15 protein-coding genes and 1 pseudogene are annotated in these 14,793 nt (G+C 32.3%); 5 read left to right on the top strand and 11 right to left on the bottom strand.

Going from position 1 to position 14,793, the window contains the following annotated elements; all coding sequences use genetic code 11:
- Window positions 1-497: 497 nt before the first annotated feature.
- A complete protein-coding gene (locus MHH98_RS08490) occupies window positions 498-1,520 on the bottom strand; it encodes a beta-propeller fold lactonase family protein (RefSeq protein WP_340712548.1) in 1,023 nt (340 codons plus the stop codon).
- Window positions 1,521-1,894: 374 nt separating this feature from the next.
- Window positions 1,895-2,392, bottom strand: a pseudogene (locus tag MHH98_RS08495) (hypothetical protein); the annotation flags it as partial.
- A gap of 465 nt (window positions 2,393-2,857) precedes the next feature.
- On the opposite strand from MHH98_RS08495, the gene MHH98_RS08500 reads away from it, so the two are divergent.
- Complete coding sequence (locus MHH98_RS08500) at window positions 2,858-3,430, top strand: protein kinase family protein (RefSeq protein WP_340712550.1); 573 nt, start codon at window positions 2,858-2,860, stop codon at window positions 3,428-3,430.
- Window positions 3,431-3,493: 63 nt separating this feature from the next.
- Here the strand turns inward: MHH98_RS08500 and MHH98_RS08505 are convergent, their stop codons facing one another.
- The 4 genes from MHH98_RS08505 to MHH98_RS08520 form a co-directional block, all read right to left on the bottom strand.
- Window positions 3,494-3,967, bottom strand: coding sequence for a hypothetical protein (locus MHH98_RS08505; RefSeq protein WP_340710952.1), 474 nt, complete (start codon window positions 3,965-3,967; stop codon window positions 3,494-3,496).
- 105 nt (window positions 3,968-4,072) lie between these two features.
- Window positions 4,073-4,855: a class I SAM-dependent methyltransferase gene (locus MHH98_RS08510; RefSeq protein ID WP_340712552.1), complete on the bottom strand. Its 783-nt coding sequence runs from the start codon at window positions 4,853-4,855 to the stop codon at window positions 4,073-4,075.
- A gap of 316 nt (window positions 4,856-5,171) precedes the next feature.
- Complete coding sequence (locus MHH98_RS08515) at window positions 5,172-6,077, bottom strand: cation diffusion facilitator family transporter (protein ID WP_038185314.1); 906 nt, start codon at window positions 6,075-6,077, stop codon at window positions 5,172-5,174.
- Window positions 6,078-6,437: 360 nt separating this feature from the next.
- On the bottom strand, window positions 6,438-7,796 hold the full coding sequence (locus MHH98_RS08520) for a D-serine ammonia-lyase (RefSeq protein WP_038185312.1): 1,359 nt from the start codon (window positions 7,794-7,796) through the stop codon (window positions 6,438-6,440).
- Between the two features lie 150 nt (window positions 7,797-7,946).
- Here MHH98_RS08520 and MHH98_RS08525 point away from each other — a divergent pair, with 150 nt between their 5' ends.
- Window positions 7,947-8,492, top strand: a complete 546-nt coding sequence (locus MHH98_RS08525; RefSeq protein WP_340708887.1) for a helix-turn-helix domain-containing protein — start codon at window positions 7,947-7,949, stop codon at window positions 8,490-8,492.
- A gap of 279 nt (window positions 8,493-8,771) precedes the next feature.
- On the opposite strand, the gene MHH98_RS08530 is transcribed toward MHH98_RS08525, so the two are convergent.
- The 4 genes from MHH98_RS08530 to MHH98_RS08545 all read right to left on the bottom strand — a co-directional run bounded on the left by MHH98_RS08530 (window position 8,772) and on the right by MHH98_RS08545 (window position 11,530).
- Window positions 8,772-9,638: a DUF3298 and DUF4163 domain-containing protein gene (locus MHH98_RS08530; protein WP_340712554.1), complete on the bottom strand. Its 867-nt coding sequence runs from the start codon at window positions 9,636-9,638 to the stop codon at window positions 8,772-8,774.
- A 19-nt stretch (window positions 9,639-9,657) separates the two neighbouring features.
- The gene (locus MHH98_RS08535) at window positions 9,658-10,146 is read right to left on the bottom strand and encodes an RNA polymerase sigma factor (protein WP_340712555.1); all 489 of its coding nucleotides are present in this window, start codon (window positions 10,144-10,146) and stop codon (window positions 9,658-9,660) included.
- A gap of 422 nt (window positions 10,147-10,568) precedes the next feature.
- The gene (locus MHH98_RS08540) at window positions 10,569-10,709 is read right to left on the bottom strand and encodes a hypothetical protein (RefSeq protein ID WP_340712556.1); all 141 of its coding nucleotides are present in this window, start codon (window positions 10,707-10,709) and stop codon (window positions 10,569-10,571) included.
- A gap of 644 nt (window positions 10,710-11,353) precedes the next feature.
- Entirely contained in the window at window positions 11,354-11,530 is a 177-nt protein-coding gene (locus tag MHH98_RS08545; RefSeq protein WP_168170734.1) for a hypothetical protein, read from the bottom strand.
- A gap of 199 nt (window positions 11,531-11,729) precedes the next feature.
- On the opposite strand from MHH98_RS08545, the gene MHH98_RS08550 reads away from it, so the two are divergent.
- The 3 genes from MHH98_RS08550 to MHH98_RS08560 all read left to right on the top strand — a co-directional run bounded on the left by MHH98_RS08550 (window position 11,730) and on the right by MHH98_RS08560 (window position 14,161).
- On the top strand, window positions 11,730-12,872 hold the full coding sequence (locus MHH98_RS08550; protein ID WP_340710953.1) for a phosphotransferase: 1,143 nt from the start codon (window positions 11,730-11,732) through the stop codon (window positions 12,870-12,872).
- A 159-nt stretch (window positions 12,873-13,031) separates the two neighbouring features.
- The gene (locus tag MHH98_RS08555; protein ID WP_340708891.1) at window positions 13,032-13,562 is read left to right on the top strand and encodes a GrpB family protein; all 531 of its coding nucleotides are present in this window, start codon (window positions 13,032-13,034) and stop codon (window positions 13,560-13,562) included.
- Window positions 13,563-13,753: 191 nt separating this feature from the next.
- Entirely contained in the window at window positions 13,754-14,161 is a 408-nt protein-coding gene (locus MHH98_RS08560; protein WP_281492165.1) for a tetratricopeptide repeat protein, read from the top strand.
- 122 nt (window positions 14,162-14,283) lie between these two features.
- Here the strand turns inward: MHH98_RS08560 and MHH98_RS08565 are convergent, their stop codons facing one another.
- Window positions 14,284-14,610 (bottom strand): four-helix bundle copper-binding protein, encoded by a 327-nt coding sequence (locus tag MHH98_RS08565; protein WP_076065900.1) that lies wholly within the window; start codon window positions 14,608-14,610, stop codon window positions 14,284-14,286.
- Between the last annotated feature and the right edge of the window lie 183 nt (window positions 14,611-14,793).

Raw genomic sequence — 14,793 nt, forward strand, 5'->3', positions numbered from 1 at the left:
TTGTTTCGTTTTTCGCCAATCAGGTTTTTACGGGCAGTTAATGCGAAATAAACATATGAGATTTCGGCTGATATGTAACATTAAGGACAAGTAATGGAATATTTCAACTATACTTGTTTAATATGTTACACAAAAAGAGACTGTTACAAATTTAGAGGCTCAATAAGCTGGAACAGATTTAGCTAATGAAAAACAGTGGGCTTGCTATCAGCACTACAAGATAATTATGACTTTTGACGCCTTTTTAAGTTTGAATTTAGTAGAAAGTATGAGTAGATTTACACTCTAACACCTAAATTCGTCTGTATAAGTAATCGCTTTCTCATTAACTGCTTTTACATTCGGAGTATATTTGAGCTGTTTTTGTTCATTTTTCGTAAAATCGCTACCATTATACCGAATCTGGGGGAGTGTCTGTTTTATTATTCATTTGAAACCCTTGAGCTCTTAGGACTCTGGATTATGAAATTAACTCGTTTGTATAAAAAGTTTATCTTCTATTGGCAGATTGTTCCGGTTTTTATACCAGTAGGACCGTTAAACCCTGAAATTGTATCGATTACAAAATTTGTTGCTATATCTATGACAGACACAGTATTGTCAAGTTGATTTGTGACATAAGCAAGTGTTCCATCCGGCAAGATGGTTACTTGGTCAGGAGATAGTCCTACAGGGATTGTAGCAATCACCGTATTTGTTGCTGTATTTATGACGGATACAGTATTACTACCTTTATTTACGATATAAACAAGTGTTCCATCAGGTGTAATTGCTGTTCCAACAGGTCCTGTTCCCACAGGGATTGTATCAACTACGGTATTTGTTACTGCAACAATTAAAGATACTGTGTTACTATTTTCATTTGTAACGTAAGCAAATTGTCCGTTTGGTGTGAAAACAATTGATCTAGGGCGAATTCCCAAAGGGATTGTTGTAACCACCGTATTTGTTGCTGTATTTATGACGGATACATTATTTGAGTTTTCATTTGCTACGTAAGCAAACGCACCATTCGGAGTAAAAGCTATACCTTGAGGTTGGAGCCCTACTGGAATTGTAGCAGTTACGGTATTTGTTGCTGTATTTATGACAGATACAGTGTTATCTCCATGATTTGCTACATAAGCAAGTGTTCCATTCGGTGAAATTGCTACACCAAGAGGATTAACTCCTACCAGAATAGTAGCGATTGGCGTGTTTGTTACAGTATTAAAAACCGTTACATTATTCGATAAGAAAGCTGGAACATAACCAAGTGTTCCATTTGGTGAAATCGCTACTTCTAGTGGACCAGTTCCTACTGGAATAGTAGCGACTATAGTATTTGTCCCTGTATCAATCACTGATACTCTATTATCAGGAGTAGCTAGCTGACCAGCGTCTGTAACATATAAGAGAAAGTTACAATTTGGTGGTACAGGTATAAATGGTGGGTTACAACTACAAGGGCAACAGAAGCCACAACAATGACAACGACAACTTGGATTTGATTTAAACTTGAACTTTTTAAAATTTTCCACATTGCACCTCCTTACTCTCATATATTGATACTATATGCAAACAGAATTATGTTTCTTGTACGATTACCTAGACCAAATACTTCTGGAAAGTATCGTGGAAGTGTTATTTAATAATAGAGATCTCAAAATAAATAAAGAATCGTAGCAAATGTCTCAGCCTTCACAACAAATGAATCAATGCTTCCAAAATATAGCCATTAACTCTTCAACAGGTAATTCATCAAAATAATAGTAATGAAATTTATTCATTAGAATATACTCATAGCAATTGATTTTACATGTTTTGGTATTTACTCAAAGGCTTAATTTAGACAGTAGATTATTTTAATGGCTAAGTTATCAATTTTCGATATATTTTCAGTTCAAGAATCAGTAAAAAAATTAGATAATGAACACCTGTTTAAAAAGATTCCTTTGTTTGCGTTCGCTACACCGAGAGCAGGCAACCCAGCTCGTAACGCGGCTGGAAGTAGAACTGCACCAAGTAATGCAACCGCTGGAGATGGCCAGAAGAACCATGAAATGATCATCATTAAAATTCCAATAATCCAGAAGGCAAGAGTCGGGTTTTTGAAGAATTTTGTAAAAGGTGCAATCATGACATCATTAATGCCGGACTTAGATAACACAGAGCTCATAGCGACAATAATAGAAATGATTAATATGGTCGACATTAATTCGGTAATTGCATAGATAAAACTATTAAAAACGCCACTTATGGAGGCAGTTAAACTCCCTGTTGCAAAAATTGCTAGCATGAAAATGCCAATAATACAAATGAGGGTAGTATCTCGACGCTTCACCATAAACCCAATAATCAATACAATGAAAACAACATAAATCCAATGGAGAGCTATAAATTCTATTCCCATACTTTTCCCCCTCTAATAGGTCTGATTATAGAATATGAAGGGTTATAAATATGTTGCCTACTGCCCAGAACTAAATTTTTTGTATGGGCTAAATGGATGAAATGTATATTTTTTTATAAATAAATTTGAGAAATACTTTAGTGTAAAGTCACATAAAGTGCATTAATTGACGTTTGGCTAACGAACATCTATAATGAAAATAATAAGAAAATTGAATATAATAATCCTCCGTTTAAGGGGAGTAGCTATACAATAAAATCGTCAATACAGGATGAATATCCTCGGTTTTATTGGCAACTTTTGATAGTTGTTTGCGAGACCTTACCGATTTTTTGGTAAGGTCTTTTTTAAGAAAAGGCGTTATAACCAACAAATCGGTTATAACGCCTTTTCTTATTGCTAAAATAATGAATACTACAGAACGGAGTTGCTATTATTCTTATATTCCACGAGCTTGCTGCAAGTGTGAAAATTGAATCTGACAATCAACATACGCTACTTGACTATGATAAATCATTAACATTAATTGGTCAGGGGAGAAGTGCCTATGTATTTAGAATTAAACAAACAGGAAAAGCGATGAAAGTATTTTTTCCGGAATATATGTATATTGCTGAGGAAGAAGCAGAAATCTATAAAGTAGTTCAGGAAATCACTTATTATCCAACTCTTTATGATGCAGGATCAAATTATTTAGTTATTGATTATATAGAAGGAACTACGCTTTTTGACTGTCTAACAAATGGTATTCCAATCTCACAAGAAGTCGTTCGAGATATTGATATCGCTTTACAATTAGCAAAGCAAGAAGGATTAAATCCATCTGACGTTCATTTAAGAAACATCTTAATTACATCAGATTTGCAAGTAAAGATTATAGACGTGGCTAGATTTAGACAAACGAAAGACTGTAACCAATGGCATGACTTGAAAAAGGCATTTTACTGTTATTATGAAAAACGCTATTTTCCAAAGAAGATTCCAGAATTCATGTTAAATGGTATTGCTATGCTTTATAAAAAGAATCTTCTTAAATAAGAGTCAAATAATTGACAACAAAGAGTAAAGGGCTATCCAATAACTGATAGCCCTATCCCATATCTATTTTACTGACGAAAACCAACTGTTCCACTTATCCTGTGTGGTTTCGTAAACACCATCTTGTTTTGTTTTAAGATAATAAGTTGTTCCTATTTCCGCTTCGGATAAATCTTTGTAGGCAACAATTTTTTTGTATTCTATTCTCTTCCCAATATAAGCTTGTACTGTTGATGGTAAGCCAATTGTTTGGGAGACCTTGAAAGCTGAGCCAAATTCATCAACTTTAAACGCAACAAGTTTTGTTGTTGTTTTAACTTTCCCATTTATTTTCGTTTTCACCGTGACGATTTTGTACACTTTGGCTTGACCTTCTGCTGTGTAATAGTCATAAGTCGTAATAGGTGGCTTAGGTGATAGCGGAATGATTGATGTCTCTGCATGTACTATATCAATTTCGCTATTAGGTGCTGAAACGCCTGTTAGAACAATACCACTTGCTAATAATCCAGTAACGAGTGTTTTGACAACTTTCATTTCAATACCAACTCCTTGTGTGAGTATGACTTTTTAAGTGAATACTTTGAATTCAAAAATATTATACCCAAAAAAGTTTTTAATAACCTAAGTGGCAGACACTTATTAATCTTTTATAGCTTTCCAAATAGTCCATCTATCTTTTTCGGTAATGATCTTGTTATCATTTGAAGCCAGCTGTTCTTTAATATACGATACGAGTTCTTCAAGTTGCTTGTCACTCAAGTCATGTAGAATGGATCTTCCAGTTCTATTTAATAAATCTGTTTCTAGATCAGTTAGCACTTTATATGTCTTTCTTGTTTCCCAAAACGAAAAACCTTGTGGATCTTTGAATCCTTCTACTAGTAATGTTTGAATGACTTTTTCACTTGAATGTCTTCTTATAGTTTCTTTACTCACTAAGGATGGATATTTGGAGAAAAAATAACCTCTTATGTGAGTAGAACTTCCTTCAAGTAAGCAATCTTCAGGTGTTCTATCTTGAATAATGAAAATACCGCCTGGTTTTAACAATTGATAAGCTTCTTTAAAACAACTGTCCAAATCATTAATATGATGGATGATTGCTCTTTCTAAAATAATGTCATATTGTTCTTTTTTTAGTTGAGAATTTAAGGCATTACCTAAATGGAAATTGATGTTGGTATAACTTTTGCAGTTCTCTTTGGCTGAAGACAATATTTGCTCGGAAAAATCTAATCCCGTAACAAAAGAAGCGCCCATTTCTGCAAATGCTTTTGTGTAAATACCTCCACCACATCCAATATCTAAAACGTTTTTACCTTCAATCACACAAATTGACTGGATCATATTCACCCAAGTATCATCTGCTTGTCGCTTGGCATAAGTAGAACGGTTATCCTGACTATGAAAATCAATCGCCATAAAATGACCTCCTTTTCTTAATAACGTTAAGATAATTGTGAATCTAAATTAGAAATAAGTAAATGTTATTAATATTATAATAATCGATCAATTTTTCTTATGTGTAAGTTTCAAGCATTTATGATTAAACCCCATAAAAAAATGCTCACTCTAAATGAGTGAGCGAAACTAAAAATAAGGGCTATAAAAGGAAGATTTCTCCTTAACTATATACTTAATTAACAGAAAAGTCTATCATTTAACATCGATTTTTTAAAAAATGTTTCGTAAGGCAAAATAAATGTGAATAGAACATTCAAATAAGTAAGTAAAGGCTTTAAGCTTTGTCAATTTCGTACCAAGGATTTAGGTGAATAAGAACTTCATCGACATCAGGTTGATTTTCCATTATAGTTTTTTTGATTTTGCGAATAATATCATGACCTTCTTGAATTGTTAATTCACCTTGCACACCTACTCTAAGATCCACCAATACATAATGTCCATGTTCTCTAGCTCGTAGACGATCTATTCGTTTCACTTCTGGAATAGTAAGTATTAAAGTCATAAAGTTATCCAATCTTTCCTTGCTAACACTTTTTTCCATAAGAGTATCTATCGCTTCTATTATCATGCCATATGCAAGTTTAAAAACTAAAATGGTTACAATGATACCCGCAATTGGATCTCCGTAAGTAAGGATTTGAATATGATAAATCTCTCCAACTAGTGCAAGGCCAATTCCCAATACGGCTGCTAATGAAGCATACACATCTGCTAGATGATCATAGGCAGTTGCAATTAAGCCTTTACTATTCGTTCTTTTACCAATTCTAATCGTATATACGTATAAAACTTGCTTCCATACGAGTGAAATAATTGCAGTAATAAAAGCTATTACACTTGCTTTCTCAGGTTCATGAAAGAATGCTGAAAAAGATTCAAAGGCAATATAAATTGCTGCTAGTAATAAAATTATACCAACAATGGCAGAGCTGATTACTTCAGCTTTACCGTGGCCATAAGGATGGTCTTCATCTGCAGGACGTTTTGAAATACGCATTGAAGTTAAAGCAGCACCACTTGCAATAACATCACCAGCGTTATGATAACCATCTGCAAGAAGAACAGGGCTATTGAAGAGAGTACCTACAACAATTTTAAGAATTGTTAAAATAATATTGCTTATTAAACTAATCCACCCAGCAAGTATTGAACCATTTGAATTTGTGACTTGATTCATAAATTTGCACCCCCAATAAAAATCTTTCCCAAGAGCAACAAAAACCCTCGACTGGTTTTAGTCGAGGGTTTTTGTTGTTGAAATATATAGTTTTCGTGAATTTGTAGTTTGAATCATATTTATCACTCACTATTTTTAGGCATTTTATAATTTTACCATGAAATTTTTGGAGGAGCAATATGAATTATTTTTATTTCTTCCACTGTTCATGCATATTGCTAGTAAAGTAATTTCGGAAATTAAAGCAAAGCCACTAATGGATTATCTAACCGGTTTAAGGCAATAGCTGAACTTCAGAAGTTCTAGCAGGGGAGGGAGTCTATAAACTAACGAGAGCTTTTCTTAATAAGAAAAAGAAAATCATTTATTTTCTAACGATAATTTTAAACCTGTTTGATAGTATTGCGTCATCATTTCTTCAGGAACCATGCTTCCACCAGTTCCCCAAATAATATGTGTACCTTTACTCATCTTTTCCTTTAAATTATGGTTCTGTAAATAATCGATGCCCTCTTTGCATAATTTACTTGGTCCTATCATGCCTGCTAATGCAGAAGGTTCTAAATGAATGCCCTCAGTATCGACTAGTTCTTTTAGTAACATATACAACTGTTCATCGCTAACCGTATAATTACCACTTAAAAAAGGCTCCATAGTTTTACCGACAAACCCAGATGGCTTTCCTACAGCAAGCCCATCTGCATCTGTAACATTATCTATACCAAAATCTTGTACAGAAACTTGATCATGAAGTCCAGTCATTAAACCAAGTAACATACAAGGTGAGTGGGTAGGTTCTGCAAAGAAACAGTGAACATGATCTTGATACAATAATTTTAAACCAAAAGCTACGCCTCCAGGACCACCACCTACTCCACATGGAAGGTAAACAAATAAAGGATGATTTTCGTCTATTGTTACCTCTAGCTCTTCCAATTGTTTCTTCAATCGACTTGCAGCCACTGCATAGCCTAAAAATAGGTCGTGAGAATTTTCATCATCTACAAAATAACATGTTGGGTCACTATCAGCTTGAATTCGACCTTCCTCCACTGCTTTACTATAATCAGCTTCATATTCAATAACTTTGACATTTTTACTTCTAAGCAAGTCTTTTTTCCACTGTTTTGCATCAGCTGACATATGAACAGTAACATTAAACCCTAATTTTGCACTGATGATGCCAATACTAAGTCCTAAATTTCCAGTCGAGCCTACAGCGATTGAATATTGTGAAAAGAACTTTCGAAATCTATCACTATCTAAAATCGAATAATCATCTTGAATTGTTAACAAATTATGCTGAAAAGCTAAGTCTTCTGCATGTTTGAGAATTTCATAAATACCACCTCGTGCTTTAATAGATCCTGAGATAGGAAGGTGACTATCACATTTAAGTAATAATTCACCTAATATAGGTTGTTGATATCCCTGTTCTAATGAACGTTTCATGTCAGGAATTCTGACTAAAGGAGACTCTATGATCCCATTCGTTTCTTTTGTTTCAGGGAAAACATTGGCGATATATGGAGCGAAACGTTTTAATCTTTCCTCTGCATCTCTTACATCTTCTTTAGTAAGAGGGGATTTATTAATTCCTGTTTGAAAATTTTTAACATTTGGATTCATCCAAAATACTTCTTCCAAAGAAATGAGTTTGTTTAGTAAAGGATATTGTTCTTTCAATTTTTGTATTTCTTTGCTTTCAATTTCTTTCATATGTTTGATCCTCCTAATTTTCTTGTAGCAAGTCGTTTTATAAATTATAATTAAATAAATTTAAATACAGTTTAACATACAATTGCTGTGATATTAATTTAAATTTAATTATTTTTAATTAAATTTAAATTATTTTAAGGAGTATCGATAATGGAGAATATAGACATTGGTAAGAAAGTAGAAAAATTTAGAAAAGCTAAAGGATTAAGTAGTAGAGAATTAGCAAAATTAGCTGAAATTACACCTTCAATGTTAAGCCAGATTGAACGAGGTTTAGCTAATCCGTCAATTCAAACACTAAAAGTCTTAGCTAAAACTCTAAATGTTCCAACTTTTAGTTTTCTACTTGAAGAAATAGTTACGGAGGATTTAATCGTTAGGTCCAACAATCGTAAGAAAATAATCATTGATAATTTAACCTATGAGTTATTGTCACCTGATTTTACAGGGAATTTGGCAACAGCATTAATGAAAGTACCTTCGAATACTTCCTCATCAGAAAATCCTTTAGAACATAGAGGAGAGGAAGTGGCATATATTTTGGAAGGAAAAATTAAGTTATATTTGGATGAAGATGAATATGTATTAGAAGCTGGTGATAGTGTGAAGATACCAGCAAATTTGAAACATAAATGGGAAAATAATTTTGTTGAAAATGCAGTTGTTTTATTTTCAGTTACCCCACCTGCGTTTTAATATAGATAAATGTAATCTGTTCTTTAAGAATGGGATGTAATTGTTGAGAATCTTTTTAAATAATGATATTTTTGTTTGTTTTGAGAAAAATCTTGGGTGGAGAAAAAAACACACATAACACTGTTCCATTTCTGAAAGGTGCTATGTGTGTATAGTTTATTAAAATTAAACAACTTTATTGGCATGAGAAAATCTTCTATTATCTTGCTAAAAGTTTTTAGATAAATGATTGTTAAAAAATTTATATGTTATCAACAGCAATCAAATGTTGAAAAATAGCTATTTAATATATTCATTACTCACTAATTCATTTTGGATGACTTCAGTTGGAATTATAAACTCAACTAAACCCATATAACCAGGAGAAACTTCATATTTATCAAATGAAATTACTAATTTACCTTTGTTATTTATATAGAAATTTTGATCTTTAACTATCTTTTCAAATGGATCAAATACTAACTCTTTACCGGTTCCACTTACCCAATAAGTCAATTCCGCATCCTCTTTCATTTGTGTTCTCATTTGCTCTTGTATATTTTCACTAATAGCTTTTATATAATTTTCATTCTTAAATAAGCTTGGCAGTGTTATATAAATTTCCTTTTCTTTGTCAATTGTATCAAATTTTATTGTCGTTGATGAAGAACCAACAGTATTTACATAATATCTTCCGATTGAAAGAAGTTGTTTGGTGTCTGTTTTAATTTCATAACCACTATTTTCACCTAAATGTCCGCCTCCATTTTTCTTCAGCTCTTTCTTATCAGCTAAAAATTCTTGATATAATTGTTCATTCTCTTTTAAATATTTTTCGTTTAGACTGTTTTCTAAATCTTTGTTGTCTAAGTTAGTTATTGCTGGAACTTTATAGTCTGCTTTGTAAGTACCTACATCAACTTTAAACTCTCTAAACGTAATTAATTTCACAACTTTATCTAAAATCGGAATATCGGAAAAAGCATAAGCAATCGTTGAACTTGTATTGACACTCGTCATAAACAAAGCTGCTGCAACTGCAATACCAAAATACAATTTTTTTAGCTTTCTTTTCCTTGGAAATAATGAGTGCTTAACTACTGATTCTATTTCTTCTGGTATTTCAATTTCTTTATATTCTTTTATCAGTTGTTTCATTCTCTTCATTCTTTTGAACCTCCTGGATTCACTCTTCTAATTCTATTTTCAATAACTTTAATGCTTTATATAATCTTGTTTTAATAGTATTAACATTTTCTTCTAATACATTGGCTATTTCATCAATTTTCATATCTTCAAAAAAGCGAAGCATAATAATGGCGCGATATGAATTGGGTAGCGATTCAATTGCTTTTTTCAAATCCATATTGGTATATTCATCAGTTACACCAGTTAAATGATATTCAATGTCATCTGTTTCCATGATAATTACTTTTTTTCGCTTTCTTATGCCATCAATTGAAGTATTGATTACTATTCGATACATCCAACTTTTCATAACTGACTCATCTTCTAGCGTATGAAGTGAACTTAGCCCTTTTCGAATAGATTCCTGGACAACATCTAAAGCATCTTGTTGATTTTTCATATAACTATAAGAAAAGCGATATAGGTTTGTATGATTTTCAGTTACAAACGAAATATAAGCTTTCTCTAATTTCCTTTTTTTGAACATAATATTACTCCCTTGATACGTATCAAATTTGTATACGGTGCTAAGACGTGAGTCTATAGCAAAAAGTTTTATGTAATTTAAACCTTTTTTGATTTGTGAAGTAACAAACAATTAAGGGAGACATATCTTGTGTAATTAGAAAAAGGCTATTTTCGTATAGATTGTTTAGATGCTTTTTAAGCGGATTAAGTGGTTTATTGTTAATTAGCTAACGGTTAGTTGAAGAAGGGGAAGGTTATTATAAACAGGTATATCAAAGTGGAATATTAAATTTCACCTCTATATTGAATGAATATCTAAAAGATAATATTCAGTAAGGAGTGATGACTTCAAAAAAGTAACCCCCCTCTACAGAAAGGGGGGCATATTTGCTTACTCTCTATGGTTGGTGTGGTTATAAATCCATTAAACATAAGTTGAACCTAATTATTCCCACCGCTTCCGCCGCCGTTATTCCCGCCACCGCCGTTTTGTATAACACACGCAATAGGGATAGCAACAAAAGGTCCAAATCTATTACATCTATTTTTCCAAGATGACCCACCGCTTCTGCATCTTTTCATAAAAAAACCTCCTTTCCTCAATATTTTATTCATCAAAGCGACAGATACATTGGGCAAAATTAAACTAATAAATAAGGCAATCCACTACATATTACGGATAACCAAGAATTTGTGAAGAGTCATACTTTAACTAACGGCGAGCTTTAGTAGAATTTTCGATTCACGAAATATCAAAACGAAAAGACAGAATTTAATCTACCTTTTAGTTTAAACAGCAACAACCTTTGAGAAAACAGCCTGAAAAAAGAATGCCTTTTCTTATAGAATCAATTCACCACAATAAGTTCTAATAGAAGAGGTAGTTCCTATGAAACTAGTTTAAAAATGGAAGCTAAAGATGAAGAGGGAGAGGATATAATAATAGATGGCGGTTATCCTAAAGTAATTGGAAAAATTAAAATAAACTACATCTAAAACAACCCATTTACGGTAAAGATGTTATTTAGAAAACGTTTGAATTACTAAATAAGAAATTGATTTAATAATTTCAGATTACAGGCAGTGTTCCTCAAAAATAAAGTAATGAAAATTTAACTGATAATTTAAATTGAAGAAATGATGCTAATTAATTTTGAACTGAATCCCGAATAGTAACACTTAAAAAGTGACCCTATTCGAGGTTCAGTTAAATCTTTCAGGTATAGTTATTTTTTACTTTTATTTGATTTTTTACTTTTATTATTTGATTTAGCATCAAATTCAGCAGCAAATTCTTCGTTGTTGTTCGGATCATTGTTATTACTGTTATAGCTACTATTACTGTTGTCGATAGTCTTGTTATGATTTCTTTCATTTTTTGTTTTGTTGTTGTTCTTAGACATGGATCTTCACCTCCTAGAGTGTAAGGTGCACAGTAATAGAATGTTTTATTCTTAATTAAAATTTCTTCATATAAAACTTAACAGGGAGATTGGATACTAATTAAATCACCCTGAATTTTGTCACTTTTATCTGGAAATAAATGATAGTATCAATAATATGAGCATAGTTAATATTGCTTTAAATAACGAGGTGACTAATATGAACCAATTATTATTAAGTAAACGTGTAGACTTGGGAATATTACATCAATGTGTTTCAAAGATATTAAACGAACGAGTTAATTGTGTGAAAAGCTGGGAATTTGATTCGATCGTTTGTAAATCCCTTAATTTTACGACAGAAGGTGTTTACCGTATTCATGGGATTGCAGATATCATGGGAAAGGAAGTACCATGGGCTGTTGTGGTAAAGGTCATAAAGCCTGGACAAGTAGAAATGAATGATCCATGGTATCACAACTATTGGAGGCGTGAAGCATTGGTCAACCAGTCAGATATATTGGTTAAACTTCCTGATGTGATTAATACCTCACAATGTTTTAACGTTGAGGAAAAAACAGATGGTTCAGTGTGGATATGGATGGAAGAAATAATAGAAGATAGTATTAAGATTTGGTCTGAAAATGATTATGCATTTGTGGCTCGTCAATTGGGAATTTTCAATGGAGCTTATGTAACAGGTCATACACTTCCAGAACACAACTGGATTTGTCGTAATTGGCTTGAGTCATGGATTAATGGATGTAAAAGATATGCTAGTGACCCAACCATTTATTATCCTCAAATTCAGTTTGGGCTTAATCTCGAAAATATTTGGAATTCCTATACCTGTTTAAATAATAATATGAATAATCATCTCCAAACATTAAGTAAACTACCGCGTGTTCTTGCCCATCAAGATTTAAGCCGGCAAAATATGTTTATTAATACATATCAAGGTGCTGAAAAGGTGTTGACATTAATTGATTGGCAGTTTTTAAGCATCTCGGGGTTAGGTGAAGATTTAGGTAAATTATATGGTGTTGCGATGAGTCAAGGAAATATTGAAAGTGATCAAGGTGACTACTATCAAAATTTATTATTTAAAAACTATATTGAAGGACTTAAAGATGCTGGATGGAATGGGGACATAACATTACCAAGATACGGATTTTGCGCTTCTGTCGCTTTAAGAAGTGCTTGGGAAGTACCCAAATTAATCAAGTTAGCGACAAGTTCACAAATCGATTTGAATGTAATTGAAAATCTCACTCGAATTGTAAGTATCCAAATGGATTTGGGTGTAGAAGCGGATAGTTTAATGAGGGATGTTAATTTGTCGGAGCAAGAATTTATTAATTAAATATGGAAAGTTTAGGAATTTAAATGAATGTTTGAATGAATATTAAGCAGTGAACTATGCTTATTTGCTACATCTATTATAACAAAAATTTACATATAATATTAGCCTGTTTTTGGGAAGTAATATACGGTAGCCTTAAATAATAAGGGGGAGATGGAAATGTCTGGATTACAAAAAAGTGAAGTATATTTAGTGGAACCTGATGATAACTGGGTGCAATCTTTCATAAATGAGAAGGATATTTTGCAAAGAGTTTTAGGGGATTTAATAATAGATATTCAGCATATAGGCAGCACAGCTATTCCAGGAATTAAAGCTAAGCCATTAGTCGATATAATTATTGGTTTAAGAAAAATAGAAGATTTTAAAATGTTTGATTTTCAGGAGCTCAAAAAGAACAGTTATTATCATTTAGCGAAAGTTAACATTGAAGGCAAGGAAGTTATTGCAAAGTTTGAAAGTTTGGAGCCTCTATTCAAAACGCATGTTGCTCACGTTGTAGAGTATGGAGGAGAATGGTGGCAAAAGCATATACTATTCCGTGATCGCTTAACAGCACAACCTGAATTGGCAAAGGAATATGAACAGTTAAAAATAAAGCTGTCTAAAGAACATCCAAACAATGAAAATGCTTATGCTAATGCGAAGTTGGAGTTTGTGGATAGAGTCATTAAGATGAATGAAGATTAGCTTTTTGGAGGTATTATCTAATGGATATTACTATCCTAAAATCAAGTTTAGTAATGCTTAATGAATTCATATACTTTGATGAAAACCAATATTTACGTTAAAAATGCAACAATTATGAAGCAATAAATGAACTGACACCTCAATTTGAAGAGGCTATAAAATCTTTAGAGCAATATTCTAAAATTGAGCAGATTTTTCTATTTGGAAATCTTGGTAATCTATATCGTATTGCAGGAGATAGTAAGCAAGCCGTAAATATATTAGAAAAAAGTTTTAAGCTTGCTGAAGAAAGTGGTCTAAAAAAATTAAAGATTGCTAATCTGATTCGTTTAGGCGAAGCATATAAATATGCTGGACAATATGAAGAAGCATTAAGGTTGTTTGACTTAGCTATTCGAGCATTAACACCTACAGATGATTGTGATTTAGTGGATTTTGCTCTACAGCATAAAGGGAAGTGTCTAATGGAATTGGATGAATGGAAAATAGCACTATCTCATTTTAACGAAGCATTATCTATTCGAAAAAGAAAAAAAGAGCAATCTTTAATCCATTCAACAGAATTGGCAATACAATTTGTAAAAGAAAATAGAAACTAATAAAATCTCTTTAGAATGTGATGAATCATTCGGAGACAATCAGTAAATCATTTATCTTGCTAAAACAAACTAAGGCTACTCCAAAACTCATTTTGAAATAGCCTTTTCTAAATTAATTATTATTAAGCGCTCATGTTACGGCAAGCATCTGCACATTTCTGGCAAGTCCGAGCACACTGTTGGCAATGTTCATGATTGTGTTTCGCGCATTCTTCAGCACAGCGTTCGCAAATGTCAGCGCAAAGATTACAAATCTCTTCAATAAATGGAGAGTTTGAAGCCATCGCTTGAATCGCAAATATACAAGCATCAGCACAAGCACGATCATATCGAATACATTCTGTCATCATTTTGACATCATCTTCTTTTAAACATGAATCAAAGCATGTGTTACACGCCTCCAAACATTCCATACAAATTTTAATACATTCTTCATACTGTCTATTCATGTAAACACTCCTTTAAAATAACATTCATCTTTTATGTACCCTGGTGGATTGAAAATAAACAAATAGAACAAGTCTTTTACTATTTATAAAAAATTTTCACAAGTTTTTGTTCTACATAACAATAGTATTAATCAAAATATAAATGGAAAATAAAATATTTTAATGTAAAATAAGTAAAGTGTT

The organism is Viridibacillus sp. FSL H8-0110, assembly GCF_038003565.1.
GTDB classification, from domain to species: Bacteria; Bacillota; Bacilli; order Bacillales_A; family Planococcaceae; genus Viridibacillus; species Viridibacillus arenosi.